The 17,639-nt window shown below is 39.5% G+C and carries 20 protein-coding genes and 2 riboswitches; of the genes, 4 read left to right on the top strand and 16 right to left on the bottom strand.

The features are described from left to right. Positions 1-99: 99 nt before the first annotated feature. Entirely contained in the window at positions 100-1,206 is a 1,107-nt protein-coding gene (gene ychF, locus ACSV5T_RS05800) for a redox-regulated ATPase YchF (RefSeq protein ID WP_008602886.1), read from the top strand. A 79-nt stretch (positions 1,207-1,285) separates the two neighbouring features. On the opposite strand, the gene ACSV5T_RS05795 is transcribed toward ychF, so the two are convergent. The 6 genes from ACSV5T_RS05795 to ACSV5T_RS05770 form a co-directional block, all read right to left on the bottom strand. Continuing rightward, on the bottom strand, positions 1,286-1,522 hold the full coding sequence (locus ACSV5T_RS05795; protein WP_060923838.1) for a CsbD family protein: 237 nt from the start codon (positions 1,520-1,522) through the stop codon (positions 1,286-1,288). 153 nt (positions 1,523-1,675) lie between these two features. Beyond that, on the bottom strand, positions 1,676-2,386 hold the full coding sequence (locus ACSV5T_RS05790; RefSeq protein ID WP_438320496.1) for an NAD(P)H-dependent oxidoreductase: 711 nt from the start codon (positions 2,384-2,386) through the stop codon (positions 1,676-1,678). 102 nt (positions 2,387-2,488) lie between these two features. Beyond that, positions 2,489-2,746 carry a DUF3343 domain-containing protein gene (locus ACSV5T_RS05785; protein ID WP_119209161.1) on the bottom strand — a complete coding sequence of 86 codons (258 nt, stop codon included), beginning with the start codon at positions 2,744-2,746 and terminating at the stop codon, positions 2,489-2,491. Positions 2,747-2,870: 124 nt separating this feature from the next. Then, positions 2,871-3,470 (bottom strand): sulfurtransferase-like selenium metabolism protein YedF, encoded by a 600-nt coding sequence (gene yedF / locus ACSV5T_RS05780; protein ID WP_438320519.1) that lies wholly within the window; start codon positions 3,468-3,470, stop codon positions 2,871-2,873. Between the two features lie 147 nt (positions 3,471-3,617). After that, positions 3,618-4,649, bottom strand: a complete 1,032-nt coding sequence (gene selD / locus ACSV5T_RS05775; protein WP_227721387.1) for a selenide, water dikinase SelD — start codon at positions 4,647-4,649, stop codon at positions 3,618-3,620. A 9-nt stretch (positions 4,650-4,658) separates the two neighbouring features. Beyond that, the gene (locus tag ACSV5T_RS05770) at positions 4,659-4,862 is read right to left on the bottom strand and encodes a DUF951 domain-containing protein (protein WP_004693828.1); all 204 of its coding nucleotides are present in this window, start codon (positions 4,860-4,862) and stop codon (positions 4,659-4,661) included. 602 nt (positions 4,863-5,464) lie between these two features. Here ACSV5T_RS05770 and rbr point away from each other — a divergent pair. Continuing rightward, entirely contained in the window at positions 5,465-6,010 is a 546-nt protein-coding gene (gene rbr / locus ACSV5T_RS05765) for a rubrerythrin (RefSeq protein ID WP_438320495.1), read from the top strand. A 159-nt stretch (positions 6,011-6,169) separates the two neighbouring features. Here the strand turns inward: rbr and thiM are convergent, their stop codons facing one another. From thiM to thiW, 3 genes are read right to left on the bottom strand one after another with little or no spacing between them, the layout of a single operon-like run. Then, the gene (gene thiM / locus ACSV5T_RS05760; protein WP_303931341.1) at positions 6,170-7,690 is read right to left on the bottom strand and encodes a hydroxyethylthiazole kinase; all 1,521 of its coding nucleotides are present in this window, start codon (positions 7,688-7,690) and stop codon (positions 6,170-6,172) included. Between the two features lie 13 nt (positions 7,691-7,703). Then, positions 7,704-8,537: a bifunctional hydroxymethylpyrimidine kinase/phosphomethylpyrimidine kinase gene (gene thiD / locus ACSV5T_RS05755; protein ID WP_227721390.1), complete on the bottom strand. Its 834-nt coding sequence runs from the start codon at positions 8,535-8,537 to the stop codon at positions 7,704-7,706. Continuing rightward, the gene (gene thiW, locus ACSV5T_RS05750; RefSeq protein ID WP_119209090.1) at positions 8,537-9,016 is read right to left on the bottom strand and encodes an energy coupling factor transporter S component ThiW; all 480 of its coding nucleotides are present in this window, start codon (positions 9,014-9,016) and stop codon (positions 8,537-8,539) included. Before thiW ends, thiD begins: the two co-directional genes overlap by 1 nt. 63 nt (positions 9,017-9,079) lie before the next feature. Next, positions 9,080-9,174, bottom strand: a riboswitch (TPP riboswitch). 81 nt (positions 9,175-9,255) lie between these two features. After that, a riboswitch (TPP riboswitch) is annotated at positions 9,256-9,361 on the top strand. 52 nt (positions 9,362-9,413) lie between these two features. On the opposite strand from thiW, the gene cytX reads away from it, so the two are divergent. Further along, positions 9,414-10,607 (top strand): putative hydroxymethylpyrimidine transporter CytX, encoded by a 1,194-nt coding sequence (cytX, locus tag ACSV5T_RS05745; protein WP_227721391.1) that lies wholly within the window; start codon positions 9,414-9,416, stop codon positions 10,605-10,607. 148 nt (positions 10,608-10,755) lie between these two features. Here the strand turns inward: cytX and ACSV5T_RS05740 are convergent, their stop codons facing one another. The 3 genes from ACSV5T_RS05740 to modA all read right to left on the bottom strand — a co-directional run bounded on the left by ACSV5T_RS05740 (position 10,756) and on the right by modA (position 13,029). Next, complete coding sequence (locus ACSV5T_RS05740) at positions 10,756-11,385, bottom strand: ATP-binding cassette domain-containing protein (RefSeq protein ID WP_227721392.1); 630 nt, start codon at positions 11,383-11,385, stop codon at positions 10,756-10,758. 8 nt (positions 11,386-11,393) lie between these two features. Then, on the bottom strand, positions 11,394-12,062 hold the full coding sequence (gene modB, locus ACSV5T_RS05735; RefSeq protein WP_227721393.1) for a molybdate ABC transporter permease subunit: 669 nt from the start codon (positions 12,060-12,062) through the stop codon (positions 11,394-11,396). 178 nt (positions 12,063-12,240) lie between these two features. Beyond that, entirely contained in the window at positions 12,241-13,029 is a 789-nt protein-coding gene (gene modA / locus ACSV5T_RS05730; protein WP_105090145.1) for a molybdate ABC transporter substrate-binding protein, read from the bottom strand. 285 nt (positions 13,030-13,314) lie between these two features. Here modA and ACSV5T_RS05725 point away from each other — a divergent pair, with 285 nt between their 5' ends. Further along, positions 13,315-14,304, top strand: a complete 990-nt coding sequence (locus ACSV5T_RS05725; protein WP_363661687.1) for an AEC family transporter — start codon at positions 13,315-13,317, stop codon at positions 14,302-14,304. Between the two features lie 151 nt (positions 14,305-14,455). On the opposite strand, the gene ACSV5T_RS05720 is transcribed toward ACSV5T_RS05725, so the two are convergent. From ACSV5T_RS05720 to ACSV5T_RS05705, 4 genes are all read right to left on the bottom strand, one after another. Continuing rightward, positions 14,456-14,746: an ArsR/SmtB family transcription factor gene (locus tag ACSV5T_RS05720; protein WP_024063797.1), complete on the bottom strand. Its 291-nt coding sequence runs from the start codon at positions 14,744-14,746 to the stop codon at positions 14,456-14,458. 181 nt (positions 14,747-14,927) lie between these two features. After that, positions 14,928-15,374 carry a universal stress protein gene (locus ACSV5T_RS05715; RefSeq protein WP_060923852.1) on the bottom strand — a complete coding sequence of 149 codons (447 nt, stop codon included), beginning with the start codon at positions 15,372-15,374 and terminating at the stop codon, positions 14,928-14,930. Between the two features lie 169 nt (positions 15,375-15,543). After that, the gene (locus ACSV5T_RS05710; RefSeq protein WP_227721396.1) at positions 15,544-16,815 is read right to left on the bottom strand and encodes a hypothetical protein; all 1,272 of its coding nucleotides are present in this window, start codon (positions 16,813-16,815) and stop codon (positions 15,544-15,546) included. Between the two features lie 8 nt (positions 16,816-16,823). Continuing rightward, on the bottom strand, positions 16,824-17,582 hold the full coding sequence (locus tag ACSV5T_RS05705) for an amino acid ABC transporter ATP-binding protein (protein ID WP_005387765.1): 759 nt from the start codon (positions 17,580-17,582) through the stop codon (positions 16,824-16,826). Between the last annotated feature and the right edge of the window lie 57 nt (positions 17,583-17,639).

The following is a 17,639-nucleotide window of genomic DNA, read 5'->3' as shown; positions in this document are numbered from 1 at the left end:
CAAATTTATAGCATCTATATGATATAATATTTATTTGATAGAGTTTCTACGGAAGCTTTCACAAAGAACGAAATCAATTAGTTAATAAAAGGTGGTACCATGAGCACAAATTTAGAAGTAGGCATCGTAGGCCTTCCAAATGTTGGTAAAAGTACATTATTCAACGCCATTACTAAAGCGGGCGCTGAAGCTGCCAACTATCCATTCTGTACAATTGAGCCAAACGTAGGTGTCGTTGATGTTCCAGATAATCGTTTAGCTGTATTGGCTGAAATGTTTGGTTCTAAACGCATCCTTCCTGCTGCTATGCGCTTCGTAGATATTGCAGGCCTTGTAGAAGGTGCGTCCAAAGGCGAAGGTTTAGGTAATAAATTCCTTAGCCATATCCGCCAAGTAGACGCTATTGCTCAAGTCATTCGTTGTTTCGATGACCCTAACATCACTCACGTTTCTGGCTCTATCGATCCAATTCGTGATATTGAAATCATCAACACTGAGCTCTGCCTTGCAGACCTTGAATCCGTGGAAAAACGTAAACAACGTATTGAAAAAATCGCTAAATCTGGTGACAAAGATGCGCGTGCTGAGTTACCATTACTAGAACGCATCATCGAAGGTCTAGGTGAAGCAAAACCAGTTCGTGCACAAGGTCTCGAAGAAGAAGAATTAGAAATGATCAAAGAGTTGACATTGCTTACAGCAAAACCATCTCTTTATGTAGCTAACATTTCTGAAGATGAAGTATCTGATTACTCTTCCAATGAATATGTAAAACGTGTTGAGGAATATGCGAAAAACGAAGGCGCTGGCATCGTTGTTGTTTCTGCTCGCATCGAATCTGAAATTGCTGAATTATCTGAAGAAGAATCTGCTGCATTCCTTGAAGATCTTGGCCTTGAAGAATCTGGCTTAACTAAACTTATCAAAGCAAGTTATGCACTCTTAGGTCTTATCAACTATTTCACTGCTGGTGAAATGGAAGCTCGTGCTTGGACAATTGTAAATGGCACAAAAGCGCCTCAAGCAGCTGGTAAAATTCACTCCGATATCGAAAAAGGCTTTATCCGTGCTGAAATCGTATCCTTCGATGACTTACAAGCTTGCGGTAGCCAAAATGCGGCTAAAGAAAAAGGCCTTGTACGCCTTGAAGGTAAAGACTACGTTATGAAAGACGGCGACGTTACACACTTCCGCTTCAACGTATAACACAAATTAATAACAAAAAACCAGTAAATCGATCGATTTACTGGTTTTTTTAATGCTACAAAATAGCTTTTATTTAATTTTATTTATCATCATTGCCCAATGCATTTTTAAGTCCACTAATAGCACCTTCTACAGCATCTTTAGCATCATCTGCAGTCTTTTTGATATCATTAACAACACTATCAGCAGCATCTTTTACTTTTGCTACTGTATTCTCAACGGCGCCTTCTGCTTGCATTTGTTTGTCATCAGTTAATTTACCTGCATTTTCTTTTACTGCACCTTTAACTTGATCTAATTTATCTTCTAATGCCATAATTATGACTCCTTCCTATTCAATCAAAATATTCATAAATCCTTTCAAATAATACAGCATTTATAAATATTTTAGAATTTGTGTATATTTATAATATATCATTCAACTCTAAAGATTAAATGAAGAATTTCGATTTAGTTCTACATATATGATCTACTCAACTACTGTTACAATTTCATCTAAGGTACGACGTGTTTTATTACGATGTGGCTCTTCATCACGATAACCAAAAGCAGCCATTACAGCAATGCCAAAGTGCTTCGTATCAAAGAGTCCTAATTCATCCCCTAAAAGTGCAGTCATATCGTCTTGGTTAAAGCCTTCTAATGGACAAGAATCTAAACCTTCATAAGCAGCCATCGTCATCATATTTGCCATAACGATATACGCTTGTTTAGAAGCCCAGTCAAAGGCAGCGCGTTCAGATTCAAATGTTTTATAATCGCTTGTAGTGAATTGGGCATATTTTTCACGATATGCTGCATCAATTTCTGCAGGTAATTGTTTAACTTCCTCTTGAATATGACGAACATAAGGGGAATCAAATTCTAAGTCTACCTTTTTGCGTGTTAAGAACACTACAAAATGACTTGCTTCAAGACCTGCTTGAATGCCCCAGCCATGAGCTTTCATTTTTTCACGAATTTCAGGGTTTTGGATGACTAACAATTCATAAGGTTCAAAACCAAGGGATGTTGGTGCCAAGCGAGCTGCTGTTAAAATTGCATTCCAGTCTTCTTCAGAGATTTTCTTCTTGCTATCAAACTTCTTACATGCATAACGATATGTCATAGCATATTCTAAATCTTTACGATCCAATTTAGGAGCCGTTAATTTTACATTTTCTATTTCATATTTGCTCATATATACCTCCATAAGTGATAAAAATATCATATGCTTATACTACCATAATATCCATACTAATCATATGAAATGCATCATAAAACACAAAAGACTAGACATAGTCTAGTCTTTATATGGTACAGCCAGCTCCCCTTTTTCATACCAAAAAAGTCCTGACGTACTAATCTTATGTTCTTTTAAAATAGTCTGAACCTGCTCAACAATACTCGGATCTATTTGCACCGATAAACCACACATATCGTACAGCTCTGGAGGTGTGGCCATCAATTGATGAGGCACCTCTAATTCTGTTAATATCTTGTCTGCTTTATCCCCAAAATAATAGGATGTAAAAACAACAAGTAACTTTTTATTTTCCAATGCCTCACCTCCTACCACAATCGATACGATTAGATTTCTTTCACCTAAACGATTAATACTCGAAATAAAAAATCTAATCTCAACTAGTAACGCTAAATCAATATATCAAAATAAAATGCTAACATTATAGCTTAACAATATTATCGCTAAGGATAGCATCTGTAATAGCGTACATATTTGTAATGCTACCTACGCCAACATTTTCTTTTTCACCATAGAAATCTAGGCAAATGCCACAAGCAGCAATTTCAACACCTGCATCAGCTAGTTTTTTAATATTTTCCAAATGAACAGAATCGTTAGTTACCATCTTAACACTGCTATTAATAAAATAGATCTTAGATGGTTTCACATCGGCTTCTACCATGCACACCCAGAAGGTTTTCATCAAGTTTCTACCGAGCTCTTCGCTACCTTCACCAAGATAGTCCTTTGTCATCAAGATGACACGGTTACCATAGTCCATCGGTTCGCAACTCACTTCTGATACGGGATTCGCATTTGGCGTCATGGTGAGATAGAAATCCTTACCATCTTGGCGAATAGCCACACCATAACCACGAGACTTACCAAATTTTTCTACATTATCACGACTAACCTCATTATCTACAATAGTAGTAATGACAGCGCTTGGATTCGCATCGCTTACCTTCTTAGTTTCAATTACAGGTTTTGGACACAAGCTACCACGTACGTCTACAGTTAATTCATTTGTATTACTCATCATACACCTCTAAATTATATACATTATAAATCTTGTAAAAGTATCAACTAACAGCTAACAGCTAACAGCTAACAGCTAACAGCTAACAGCTAACAATAGTTTAATTCTATATCTATGCCAATAGTAGCGAAATTATTATTTATGATTTTATTCTGTGACGCGTACGGCCAGACCGCTGAAACTTTCAACAGCACCAATAATAGCAGCACAGTCGATGCCAGCCGCATGTAACGCCTCAACTAGTTGATCACCTTCACTGGCAGGAACAGAGAATAGTAAACCACCAGAGGTTTGTGGATCAAACAGAATATCCATCCATACTGGATCCAAAGTTTCATCAACTTGTACATCAGTTATGGCCTTGCGATTACCATACGATGCAGCAGGTACCAAGCCCATTTGAGCTGCTTCGATGACATCATCAAAGAGTGGAATGTCATATGCTTTAATATGAATGGTCACATCGGAAGCACTCGCCATTTCTACAGAATGCCCCATAAGGCTAAAGCCAGTTACATCCGTACATGCATGAACGGTAAAGTTATGTGCTACCTCTGCGCCTACACGATTTAATGTACTCATACTATTGACAGCTTGCTCGGTACCTACGGGGAACAAATCGCCTTTTAGAGCATTATTCATAATGCCTGTACCAATTCGCTTAGTTAATACTAGTACATCTCCTACTTGAGCGCCTTTATTTTTCCAAATTCGATTTGGATGCACTTGTCCTGTCACAGACATACCAAAGATAGGTTCTTTATTTTCAATGCTGTGGCCACCAACGATAGCCGCACCAGATTCAGCTACAATGGATCCTGCCCCATTTAATACATCTGTTAATACACCTTGTTCAACAAGAGGCACCGGGAACCCCACAATGTTCATAGCCGTTAACGGTATTCCGCCCATAGCATACACATCACTCAACGCATTAGCCGCAGCAATCTTCCCAAATAAAACAGGATCATTAACCATAGGCGTAAAGAAATCCAATGTTTGTACTAATGCTAATGTATCTGAAAGTTTATATACGCCTGCGTCATCAGCACCCGTCATATCTGCTAATACATGTTCATTAGTAACAGGAGTCACCGCTTTTAATACGCGATTTAATATATGAGGCCCAATCTTACATGCACAGCCCCCACTTGTTACGTAATCAGTGAGTCGTACCATACGTCCCCCTTATTCATTCTCTGGCAATCTAGACACGATTTTCTTAACTGCCTTTTCAAATTTTGGGCGCGGCATCAACAGTTGATGACCACAGCCATTACATACAATGAGGAAATCTGTGCCAATCCGTTTGACTTCCCATTCATCACTGCCGCAAGGATGTGACTTTTTCATCTTTACCACATCGCCTACGTAATATCTAACAAATGCCATAGCGCCTCCTTTTACAACGTTCAGTATTTATATACTTATTATACAAGAAATACAGAGTTCTATAAATATATCATAATTCTATAGTTATATAGTCATTTTATGGGTAGTTATTAGTACATTTAACGAAAAGGTTATCAATATCTAATCAATAATGATTTTTCATTTAGTTATCATTCTCAATATCAAAATCGGCTATTTTTACAAATCCTATACTATTCAGTCTTTAAGAAACCGCATTTTTACTACATTGATAATATTTATCATTTAGAAAATTTTCGAAATAAATTTTACAAAAACACTTGCATTTCTCATTTAGTATGTTACAATATAGTCAACAATGATTATTCGTTAAGTATACGGATAGCACATTGTATATAAAACTGTTAAGACGGCAAGTGCCGAAAAACACAAATCAGTAAGTACTATTTTAAAAGTTAGGCAAGTGTCTATTTAATCTAAGAATAAGTTTTCTTACTAAGGCGAAGTCGCCCACGAAAATTGTAGAATAAGTATTCTATTATTTGCATTCACAACCAAGTGGTTATGAATATATAGTTAAGTAACAAATTTGAAATTTATCGTAAGTACAAAGGAGTATTAAAATGGCAGAATTAAAAGGTTCTAACACTGAAAAAAATCTTCAAGCAGCATTCGCTGGCGAATCCCAAGCATTCCAAAAATATACTTTCTACGCAGCAGCAGCTCGTAAAGCTGGCATGAACGAAATCGCTGATTATTTCGAAGAAACAGCTCACAACGAATCTGCACATGCTAAATTGTGGTTCAAAGCTCTTCATGGTGGCGATGTATCTTCCGATATCGAAGCTAACCTTCGTGATGCAGCAGCTGGTGAAAACTACGAACACACTACAATGTACAAAGAATTCGCTGACGAAGCTGAAAAAGAAGGCTTTGCTAAAATCGCTTACCAAATGCGCGAAGTTGGTAAAATCGAAGCTCGTCATGAAGCTCGTTACCTTGCATTAGCAGCTCAAGTATCTGGTAACAAAGTATTCCGCAACGACGAACCAGTTGCTTGGATCTGTGCTAACTGCGGTTACGTACATGTTGGTGAAGAAGCTCCAAAACTTTGCCCAGTATGTGCTCACCCACAAGCTTTCTTCCACCGTTTCGTGGAATCCATCTAATCTGTAAGTACGACACTAACTAAACTAACAACCTGTAAGTACAGATTTATATTAAACATACCTGTAAGTACAATATATTCTTACAGTAAGTACTAACAACTTCCTTAACAAAAAAGACGATGACTTAAGTCATCGTCTTTTTTTGTGTTCTATTTGCTATTAAGGTTGTGCTCTATCTACTAAATGCTTAAACTGTTGGGCTGCTTCATAAGGATTATCTGCATGGGCTATAGCAGATATGATGGCAACACCACAGGCTCCTGCTTCTAGTATAGGTTTTGCATTATCTAAGGTAATGCCCCCTATACCAACACATGGTAGTGTTAAGCCTTCTGCTTGAAGTTCACTAATTCGATTTGGTCCGCATGGTTCTTGTGCATCAGGTTTACTACTTGTGGCGTACATAGGACCTACACCTACACAATCAGCGTAGACTACATCCGTCTTATGTAATTCCTCTATAGAGTGAATAGAGATACCAACGGCCTTATGGCCTACAAGATTACGTACCTCTTCAAGGCGCATATCCTCCTGCCCTACATGAACGCCATCGGCATTAACTGCCACTGCTAGGTCTACATCATCATTGATAATATAGAGTACATTGTACTTCGCACAGATTTGTTGTAATTGTTGAGCTAATTCTAATTTCTGTTGTCCTTCTAAGGTGCCCATGCCCTTTTCTCTGAATTGGAAACAGGTCACACCACCTCGACAAGCCTCTTCTACGACACTTAGCAAGCGATTTTCATTAAGACCTACATCTTGAGTGCCACCAATAAAATATACTTGTAATTGATCTGGCACAACTACAGGACCTATACGGTTTTCAGCCATAAGCACCGCATCATCTAGTGTATATAAAGCATCCATAAATGCCGTACTAAAGCTACCAGGTTTTACACCGCTCACCTGTACTGCACTTTCACCGGCCAAGCCATAGTAAGCCAATGCATAAGCGAGAAATTCACCGATAGATACGCTATCTTTACATGGATAATAGGCACTAAAGAAGGCTGCTAGTACGGCGCCTAATAAACAGCCTGTGCCTGTCACAGCTGTCATGACAGAGTGTCCATGTGGTACTGCAAATACCCGAATTCCATCGGAAATATAATCCTCTTCTCCCGTTGTTACTACCGGGCAGTTAATAAGGCGTGCTAGACGATAGGCAATAACAGCACTATCCTCAACTTGCGCCCCATCTACACCTTTGCCGGTAGTAGAATTATTAGCCGTATCATCGGGACTTAAAGCATCATAAATAGCTTTGATTTCACTTTGGTTACCTCGTAATAAAGAGATATTACCAGTCTTAATTAAATCTAAGACTACCGACAATCGGTAAGCTCCCGCATGACACCCTACTGGATCTAGTACAACTGGCACCTCATGTGTCTTCGCTAGTTTTATGGCTTCTTTATAGTAACTAACCTTATCTGGCGTAAGCGTTCCAATATTGATGAGTAAAGCCGATGCATGAACGATGAGGTCTTTTAAATCTTCACTGCATTCGCTCATCACAGGCGATGCACCAATGGCTAGTAAACCATTGGCCGTAAAGGTACGTACCACATCATTAGTAATGCAAATAACAAGAGGATTTCTCTGACGCAAGGTCTCTAATATATTTAGTTCAGGCCAAGTTCGGCCTTTCATATAAGGGTTTTCATAGGTCATACAAATATCTCCTCTAGTTATCTTTTAATAGCTCATCCATCGTTTCAGGTCCATTCGCCAATAAACCATAGGCCATATGATTAACAGGGCCACAGCCGTGTCCTAGCGCTGGATTGTGCTTAATAGCAAGAGCGATATAATTCTTCGCAATACCAATGGCATCCATTACGTCACGCCCTTTAGCGAGCTCCGCCGTAATAACGGCAGAGAAGGTACAGCCCGTACCATGCGTGTGCACCGTATCGTATTTAGGGCTCGTCCACGTGCGTACACTACCATCTTTGGTGAAAGCATAATCTGTTGCATCTTCGCCGATGTGACCACCCTTAATGATTACCACTTTAGGGCCTAAGTCCTGTAAGATACGATTAGCCGCTGTTGTTATATCGCTTTCACAATTAATAGCCATGTCAGCTAAAACCTCAGCCTCACTGCGATTAGGGGTGATAACCGTAGCGGTAGGAATGAGTTTAGATTTTAAGAAATTCACAGCCTCATCTGCTACAAGTCGGTCACCGCTGGTGGCAATCATAACAGGATCCATTACGTACGGAATATCCTTGCTCACATAAGGATAAATGAGGTCCATCATTTCCGGTAAAGCAATCATGCCCGTCTTAACAGCTTGAGGAGGAATGTCAGAATACACATCGTGTAACTGTTTCTCTATGCTTTCTAAGGATAGATGTTCTACGTGGTGAACGCCCGTTGTATTTTGGGCTACTACAGAGGTAACAATAGCCATACCGTATACATTTCGGCTTTGGAAGGATTTCAAATCAGCCATAATGCCAGCACCACCGCTCGGGTCAGTACCAGCAATTGTTAGTGCAGTATGTAGTTTCATTATGCCTCCTTGTGTAATAGATGACGACGAGATAAGATTTGTAATACTACGAAGCCTATGCAAGCACCTGCCACAGAGCTCATGGAGAAGGATGTAATCAAGGTCAATAACGCCAACGGTTTCCCTAATAGGAAGTTAGCAATGGGATAGCTCACAAGAGCACCAATGAGACCTGTACCGATGATCTCACCTAGAGCTGCTGCCCAGATGGCATTGTATTTCTTATATAAATACGCAGATAGCCAAGCGCCAATCATGCTACCAGGAAAGGCCAATGGAGAGCCTAGTGCTAATACATTACGTAAACAAGATGTACTAAAAGCAGCGCCTACGGAAAATCTCGGCCCAACTATAACGGCTAAGATCACATTAATCATATGTTGAAACGGAAAAATACGAGCCGGCCCAACGGGAATAGATGTTGTGGATAACACGACACCTAAGGCTACACATATGCTAGCAATAATCAGTTTTTTCATAATACCTCCAAATATATAAAAACGAGACCACTCCAAATGGAATGGTCTCGTAATAGTTTAGTATTATGTTTCACTCCACTTCCCTACGCCAGTATTATCCGGATCAGGTCTAGGGTTTTGAATGGTCAATCTCAGCAAAAGCACCCCTAGTGGCAATATATTTTTATACTCTAGTTATAACATTATTATACAATCCATGCAACAAAAGAATTGACGGTTCACTTATAGACGCCTATAATAAAGCCATAACGGGGTGCTCACACGAGTGGGCTGAGAGTAAGCTAATGCTTTAACCCATAACCTGATTTGGATAATGCCAACGTAGGGAACATAGAGGATTAATAGCCGAGTTCCTGTGAACTCGGCTTTTTCTATGACTTCCTGGCTAGGAGGACGTATGAAAGACACACACATTACACAACCACAGTTCGCCATGATATGGTTTGGTGCCGCGCTATCCATAGCGGAGATTATGACGGGAACCTATCTGGCCCCCTTAGGGCTCACCCAAGGTTTATATGCCATCATACTGGGGCATATCATCGGCGGTATATTGCTCTTTGGAGCTGGCCTCATTGGTGGACGCTTGCGACAAGGCAGTATGAATACTACCGCTTTCAGCTTTGGCCGACTAGGGGCTAAAGGCTTTGCCTTTTTAAATATGCTACAACTCATTGGATGGACTAGCATCATGATCTACGATGCGATGCTCGCCTTACAAGAGCTAGCACCCCTATCGCCTATGATTTGGACCACAGCCATCGGAGCTCTCGTTATTCTATGGCTTTTCATCGGCCTCCACAATACAGGCTATATTCAAGCCATCGTATCTGTTCTATTGCTAGGTCTCACCCTCTACATGGGCGCTCACATGATAGCTCAATGGCCTAGTGAAAGTAGCCTTATAGCTAGTGGAAATATGAGTTTTATAGCAGCTCTTGAACTATCTATTGCTATGCCATTATCTTGGTTGCCTCTCATCAGCGATTATACTCGTGAAAGTAAAAATCCTTTCTCCGCATCACTAACAAGTGCTGCAGTTTACACAGTAACAAGTATTGTTATGTATACCTTAGGTCTTAGCGCCGCTATCTTTGGCGGTGGCGACTCCATCATTACCATCATGATGAACGCAGGCCTCGGCCTTGCAGGACTTATCGTTATTATCTTCTCTACCGTTACTACAACCTTTATGGACGCTTACTCTGCAGGCGTATCTAGTACGACGATCTATAGCGGAGCCTCCAGTAAAGGCGTAGCCGTTATCGTAACTATCGTCGGCACCATTGCGGCTATCCTATATCCAATGGATGATATTACAGACTTCCTATACCTCATTGGATCTGTATTTGCTCCAATGATTGCCATCCTATTAGCTGATTATTTTATCAATCATCAACAAGTACAAACACTATCGGCTTATCTAGTAAGAGGTCTCATTTGGGCTGTATCCGTTGGCTTATACCACTATATGTTACATAGTGAAAGCACTATCGGTGCTACACTACCATCCTTTGCTATGGCATTTATCGTTACCGCTATTGTGGGATTTATAAGTAAAACAGCGCATGCATCAACAGAAATTAAGTAACATTAGCAAATAACATCTATTATAAACGTACTAATTCAATACTAAAGATAAGGCTAAATACACTGCTATCAACTATCTAAAAAGAAAACACCTTCACAATCCACTAGTAGGATTATGAAGGTGTTTTTTATTATCTTAAATTTTACAGTTATTCAGATATCGTAATGAGCCCGTTTTCACAGGTCCAATGTCTATCCCCTACAGCTTCTACTTCGCTTTCATCATGTGTCACCCATACGCAAGGTACATCCCATTCTCGAATGATGGAAACGAGGTCTTCACGCACTTGTTTTCGTAAGTTCCAATCAAGTGCAGATAAAGGCTCATCAAGGAGCAGAATAGTCGGTTTTGAGTAGAGCGCACGGCCTAGTGCAACCCGCTGTTGCTCACCACCAGATAAGCTACCAGCCTTGGTATTACGATATTTCTCCAAACCCAAACGTTGTAACAATGTATCACACATGTCAGGGGTGCCTCGTTTGCTATAGGTAATATTATGTTCTACAGACAAATGAGGAAATACAATATTGCCTTGCGGCATATAGCCTACTTGCCGTTTTTGAGCAGGCACCCATATCTTTTTACCTCGATCAACCCACGTCGTATCATCATATTGAATACTACCAGTGGTTGGTTTTACGAGCCCTGCAATACATTTGATAAAGGTACTTTTACCACTACCAGATTGACCAGTCAGAACAGTAATTCCAGAAGGAAGCACCCCATCAGCTTTCACAGTCACAGAAGGTCTAGCTACAGTAAAGGAAAATGTAATCATAGAACCTCCTAGTTATTCTCTGTATGGCGGAACAAGGACCCCTTCGTAATGAGGTGAATGCCGCTCAACAATGCCAATGTAAGTACACAAATATATACAACAAGCTCAAAGGCATCCATGTACTGCCCTGCCTCTACGTAGGAGTAAATAGCTAACGGCATAGTACGGGTTACCTTCGGAATATTACCAGCGATTAAGATGGTAGCACCAAATTCCCCCATGGCACGGCAGAACGCCAAGATGCTACCTGTTAAAATACCTTTCCACGCAAGAGGCACAGATATGGTAAAGAATATACGCAATTCTGAAGCGCCCAATGTACGCGCTACATCCTCCATATTATGATCGACGGACTGCAAGGCAGAGCGCACTGTTTGATAAAATAGGGGGAATGCAATGACTGAAGATGCAACGACTGCACCAGAAGCGGCAAAAACTACACTCATACCGTGAGCTTCGAGCCACGCACCAAAAGCATATCCTGGAGTAAACACCATGAGAAGTGCAAAACCAACAACCACTGGTGGCAACACAAGGGGCAATGTAATTAGGGCATCTAAAATAGCCATACCGCCCCACTTACAACGATTCATCCAATAACAAGCACCTAAGCCTATAACAATAACGATGATAAGAGCAATGCTCGCCACCCATAAGGATAGCCAAAATGGACTCATGACACGCCCCCTTTCTATCAATAAGACTAAAATCAGTAATAATAAAAATACATCTAGTTTTAAAATGATTTACTTATTTGCATCATATAGCATATGAAAATGTATGTCTAACATATTCATAATAATATCTATATTGTATCATAAGAAAACGCTAGCCCTGAAAGCTAGCGTTTAACTCTTATTTAGAAGGAGAGAAACCGTATTTTTCTAATACTTTTTGGCCTTCTGGGCTCATTACATATTGGTAAAAGTCTTTTGCCAATGCGTTGTCATATTTTTTAATGATACCGATTGGATAGATGACTGGATCATGGGAATCAGCCGGTGTTACAGCAGAAATTTGAACCGCATCACCTGCAGCAATAGCATCTGTTTTATAGATAAAGCCAGCATCACCAGCACCTTGGCTAATGGATGCTGTTACAGCTTTTACGTCTTTAGCATATACTACATTTGGTTCAACTTGTTCCCAAACACCTAATTTTGTTAATACTTGTTTACCATAATTACCAGCTGGCACTGTTTCAGGATTACCTAAAACGATACGTTTAACAGAAGCAATTTGATTTAATTCAATTTTAGGTTGGCCTTTTGGAACTACAAGAACTAATTCATTAGTTACAAATGGTTTAACATCTGTTACAAGGTCTTTGTCTTGCAACATTTTCATATTCTTTTCGTCAGCAGAGATGAATAAGCTAGCTGGTGCGCCTTGTTCAATTTGTTGGCGCAATGTGCCAGAACCAGCAAAGTTAATAGCAATTTGGTCGTCTGATAAGTTATGACTCTTTTTGTAGGACTCTGCCAATTCAGTAAGAGCACCTTTCAAGCTCGCTGCCGCTTGTACAGTAATCTTTTCAGATGTGCTTGGTTTAGCAGAATCTGCTGCTTTGTTTGTGTCACTACCACACCCCACTAACAAGGCCAGCATGAAAACGCTCATTAATACTAATAGAATTCGTTTCATAATTCCTCCTGTGCATCCCTTTGGACTCCACACTGTGAAAGCTATGGTTACTCACCGTAGAGACACGTTCAAAGAACAAACTAAATATACAATATATTCACATTATACTATATATTTGTTAATTAATATGTATGTAAAAACTCACATTTTGCATATATATTTCTGATGAATACCATAAGAAATCATAATGGATAAAACTTTTAAGCCCCGAACAATACATACTATGGTATGATAATACTATACATTAAATCCATACTAAATTAATAAGAAACTCTAGGTGAGATAATGAATATATTCGAGCTAATAGGACATATATTTATGAACTCTATGATTCCTATTTTTATACTGATAGGCGTAGGGTTTATATTGGATAGAAAATTTAAACTAGATTTATATACGCTGAGTAAACTAAACTTCTACATATTATTGCCTACCTTTGTATTTAGGGCTATGTATGAAGCTAAATTTACATCAGGTACGTTAGAAATCGTATTTTGTGCACTAGTTGTACTCATACTGAACTCTATCCTTTCAGGTGTAGTCGGCAAAATACAAGGTTATGATGTAGCAAAAATCGCCACATTAAAGAACTGCGTTATGTTTAACAATGTCGGCAATATGGGCATCGCCCTTGCCATCTTTGTATTTACCAATGTGCCTTACGTCATCGATGGCGCAACCCCCTATGCTGATTTAGGTCTTGTCAGCGTCGTATCCATTATGATTATACAGACCATTACAAGTAATACCTATGGTTTCTACCAAGCTGGTGCTGGGCGTTTGAGCACAAAGGATGCGTTAAGCGTAGTCTTCCATATGCCTATGGTATATGCTATACCGCTTGCATTACTTTGCCAGCTCTTACCATTTGATTTACACGGTCTATTCTTCTTTGCCCCTCTTAAAATCTTTGCTAATGCCTTTGTAGGCGTTGCTATGATCGCTTTAGGGGTGCAGATTAACAGAACGCCATTAAACTTCTTTAAGGCGGATGTTATGCTCGCTACATCCTTACGTCTCGTCTTAAGTCCTCTCATTGCTGCAGTTATTACTATATTATTTATAATTTTCTATGGTCCTATGCACCCGATTGCAGCGCAAACGATTGTCATCACCTATAGCGTACCAACAGCCATCAATATGGCCCTTATTGCTATCGAGATGAAAAACAATCCAGAATACGCTACGCAAATTGTAATGGGTACAACCATACTATCAGCAGTAACTATGCCACTATTTATTACGATAGCCTATTACCTCTTCCCTTTATATTAATACTAGTATACCTATACAAAAAGGAGCCGTATAAACGGCTCCTTTTCTTATATTTTAACTTTATATATCTTTAGAGGATATATATATATCATGAGTACTTTTGTATATCCCCAATCAAGTTAGACAAATAGTATGCAATACGGCTATATGACTATTGATGAGATACGTGTTCCATACCCATTCTTACGAGACCTTCTACGTGATCATCGTTTAGAGAGTAGTATGCAGTTTTACCTTCCTTGCGATAGGTCACAAGTCTTGCTTGACGGAGTACACGCAATTGGTGAGAAATAGCGGATTGTCCCATCCCCATTGTTTCTGCAATGTGATTTACACACATTTCGTTTTCTAATAATAATTCTACTATTTTAAGGCGTGTAGGGTCACCCAGGATTTTAAACAGTTCTGCTAGCTTTAGCAATGATTCTTGTTTGTCGCTCATATAGTCCCCCATTTTATAAACCATTATCTATGTTTATTTATTGTTCTCATGTAACTTAATTTCGTTCTTATTTGTAAACCTAAATGGCATACATACAAATATTATATCATTTTTACGCTATAAAAAAGAGACTTTGTTACAACAAAGTCTCTTTTTGTATCATATCTGTACAGGATATGAATTATTTAATGATCAATACAGGGCAAGTGGAGTGACTAGTTACATAGCTACTTACGCTACCCATGAATAAGCCTTTCAATGGGCCAAGGCCACGGCTACCCATTACGATAAGGTCAGCATTATATTTTTTAGCTACTGCTAATAATGCAGGACCAGGGGAACCAACTTCGAATACGCTTTTAACTTTTACGCCTGTAGGAATTTCTTTTACTACATCGTTAAGAATTTCTTTACCAGTTTCTTCCATATCTTCTGCAATTTGTTCAGATACGTAACCACCGGAAATTGGTGTTTGATCGAAATTGGAAATAGCAGACACGATATTTGCAACGTGAACAATAATCAATTCAGCATGGTTGCGGTCCGCTACAGCGAGAGCATGTTCCAACGCACGTTTAGCATTTTCAGAACCATCAGTAGGTACGACAATAGTTTTGTAGGTAACCATAATAACCCCTCCTATTTCTAATCCCTCAAAGGGGATATGATCAAAGATCGTTTAGCCTATAGTATTATATTCTAGACCATCAAGGAAAACTCCTCTTTTTCTAGAGGATTTCTTTTATTATAGCACAAATTATACAGATTTATACAAATAAAAGAATATTATGTGTATATTATAAAACTTGTGATGATTGGTTAGTATTCAATGTAGTAGTCAATTTGAATCCATCCAGCACATCGATGAGCTCCGGTGTGCTAAGGCTAGTTCCTGCTGGGCCAATCATACGAGCCACGGCTACATTGCCTTCATTACCTAAGATAATAGTAGCGGCAAAGGATACTGGTGCAGCTGCAGATGTATCAGCCGTATTAGGATTCTTCATATGACCTGCCAAGTAGAACATTACATTACCATCGATAATATGTGTTTCATAACGAGTAATGGTTGCCTTATTCACCTCAACCAATTGTTTAAGGTAATAATCACCTAGCATTTGTTTGCCCATCATTGTAGGCATGCCTGTGCTAACCGCTTGTACGGGGATTGTAAAGGATTCAATATCAAGGCGCACATTATGCTTAGCGAAAGCAATTTTACCCTTTTCATTTAGACGGGTAAAACCTTTTGGATAGGCAAATTTAATACCTTCAGCTACGCTGATATCACTTGTGCCAGAGATAAACTGCTTAACACCTTTGATTGTACTAGAACCAGACTTATTTAGTAATTCAAAGGATGGAATTGTATGTTCCATCAAGCCTTGTTCCATAAATTCCCCTTGAATAGGAGCATAGGTGCTCGCCAAATTGTAGCGATGCGTTGGATCCTTATCCATGATGAATTCCGCTTCAAATACAGATTGAACAGGCTCTGTAGATGTCATTTCAGCATACGATTTTGGTGTTGTCTTATCCCAACGTGCTGATATAGCCCCTTTCTTGTTAAAGAAGCCCCCAACGATATCGTTATTTTCAAAGACATTACTATGCTGACGCCAGATGCTCAAGTACTCTTCATCAGACATGCCCTTGATTGGCACACCATACCAAGTCGTATTCCATTCCTTTTGAGATACCCCGTCTTGCGGTGTATTATTGCGTTTTGTGAAAGACACAGTATAGGAATCATCTTGTGTTGGACCTGCTAGGTTGAAAGAATAGCCTTGAATATGCTCACTTTCACTACGCACATCCATATCTAGCTTAACACCATCGGCTACACGCCATGGAATCGTAAAGGTATAGCCATTTTTATAGTCCTTAACTACTGTGTTCATCGTAGTCGCATACGATTTATACTGATCTGGCAAAATAGAGGCAGAGTCTTTTTGGGAATCTACGATTGCCATCGGAGTTCCAGGTGTGCCTTGCAAGCCTTCTGCCATAATAGAGGTCGTGCTCATAGCCATGACAGCTAACGTAGCAGCAATAAAACGTAACTTCATAAGACCTCCTATAACATGTTCTCCAAGAACGCTTTCGTTCTATCGTTCTGTGGATTGTTGAAAATTTGTTCTGGTGTACCTTCCTCTTGGATAACACCATCCGCCATAAAGATGACACGATCAGATACTTCACGAGCAAAGTTCATTTCATGAGTTACGATAATCATCGTCATATGATCATCAGCCAACTGTTTAATAGTCTTAAGAACCTCACCAGTTAATTCTGGGTCAAGGGCAGATGTAGGCTCATCAAAGAGCATGATTTCAGGATTCATCGCCAATGCGCGAGCGATGGCCACGCGTTGTTGTTGACCGCCAGACAAACGGGATGGATACATATCGCGCTTTTCCCATAAGCCAACTTTATTAAGTAATCGCTCTGCAATCGGTAAAATTTCATCATCTTTCATACCTTTTACCATGCGCGGCGCGATCATAATGTTATCAAGCACCGTCATATGAGGGAATAAATTGAAAGATTGGAATACCATGCCCATGCGTAATAATAAGTCATGTTGTGTTTCTTGGCTAGCATAGTTTACAGTGCCATTAGCATCTGTACTAGCAAGGACAGTACCATCTACAGTAATAGAACCACCATCAATGGTTTCCAATTGACCTAAGCAGCGTAAAAATGTAGATTTACCAGACCCAGATGGGCCGATGATAGAAACGATTTCCCCTCTATCCATTTTGAGCGATACATCGCGCAATACAGTTTGATTGTTAAAGCGTTTTTCAATACGCTCCATATTTACAAATGTCATAAGTACCTCTTACATCGTCGTATAAATAAATAGCTGTAATTTCAAATCGGCTATAGC

The sequence above is a fragment of the Veillonella sp. ZSJB6 genome, assembly GCF_051549505.1.
Classification (GTDB): domain Bacteria; phylum Bacillota; class Negativicutes; order Veillonellales; family Veillonellaceae; genus Veillonella.
Note: the sequence above shows the minus strand (reverse complement) of the source record. Positions and strands in the feature narration are given on the sequence as shown.

Excerpts from the sequence above, each read along its gene's own strand:
- rbr (WP_438320495.1), top strand. The coding sequence starts at position 5,465 with ATGGCAGAATTAAAAGGTTCTAACACTGAAAAAAATCTTCAAGCAGCA.
- selD (WP_227721387.1), bottom strand. The coding sequence starts at position 4,649 with ATGGTACGACTCACTGATTACGTAACAAGTGGGGGCTGTGCATGTAAG.
- ACSV5T_RS05740 (WP_227721392.1), bottom strand. The coding sequence starts at position 11,385 with ATGATTACATTTTCCTTTACTGTAGCTAGACCTTCTGTGACTGTGAAA.
- ACSV5T_RS05725 (WP_363661687.1), top strand. The coding sequence starts at position 13,315 with ATGAATATATTCGAGCTAATAGGACATATATTTATGAACTCTATGATT.
- modA (WP_105090145.1), bottom strand. The coding sequence starts at position 13,029 with ATGAAACGAATTCTATTAGTATTAATGAGCGTTTTCATGCTGGCCTTG.
- thiD (WP_227721390.1), bottom strand. The coding sequence starts at position 8,537 with ATGAAACTACATACTGCACTAACAATTGCTGGTACTGACCCGAGCGGT.
- yedF (WP_438320519.1), bottom strand. The coding sequence starts at position 3,470 with ATGAGTAATACAAATGAATTAACTGTAGACGTACGTGGTAGCTTGTGT.
- ACSV5T_RS05795 (WP_060923838.1), bottom strand. The coding sequence starts at position 1,522 with ATGGCATTAGAAGATAAATTAGATCAAGTTAAAGGTGCAGTAAAAGAA.
- ACSV5T_RS05770 (WP_004693828.1), bottom strand. The coding sequence starts at position 4,862 with ATGGCATTTGTTAGATATTACGTAGGCGATGTGGTAAAGATGAAAAAG.
- cytX (WP_227721391.1), top strand. The coding sequence starts at position 9,414 with ATGAAAGACACACACATTACACAACCACAGTTCGCCATGATATGGTTT.
- modB (WP_227721393.1), bottom strand. The coding sequence starts at position 12,062 with ATGAGTCCATTTTGGCTATCCTTATGGGTGGCGAGCATTGCTCTTATC.
- thiW (WP_119209090.1), bottom strand. The coding sequence starts at position 9,016 with ATGAAAAAACTGATTATTGCTAGCATATGTGTAGCCTTAGGTGTCGTG.
- ACSV5T_RS05720 (WP_024063797.1), bottom strand. The coding sequence starts at position 14,746 with ATGAGCGACAAACAAGAATCATTGCTAAAGCTAGCAGAACTGTTTAAA.
- thiM (WP_303931341.1), bottom strand. The coding sequence starts at position 7,690 with ATGACCTATGAAAACCCTTATATGAAAGGCCGAACTTGGCCTGAACTA.
- ACSV5T_RS05705 (WP_005387765.1), bottom strand. The coding sequence starts at position 17,582 with ATGACATTTGTAAATATGGAGCGTATTGAAAAACGCTTTAACAATCAA.
- ACSV5T_RS05715 (WP_060923852.1), bottom strand. The coding sequence starts at position 15,374 with ATGGTTACCTACAAAACTATTGTCGTACCTACTGATGGTTCTGAAAAT.
- ACSV5T_RS05790 (WP_438320496.1), bottom strand. The coding sequence starts at position 2,386 with ATGAGCAAATATGAAATAGAAAATGTAAAATTAACGGCTCCTAAATTG.
- ychF (WP_008602886.1), top strand. The coding sequence starts at position 100 with ATGAGCACAAATTTAGAAGTAGGCATCGTAGGCCTTCCAAATGTTGGT.
- ACSV5T_RS05710 (WP_227721396.1), bottom strand. The coding sequence starts at position 16,815 with ATGAAGTTACGTTTTATTGCTGCTACGTTAGCTGTCATGGCTATGAGC.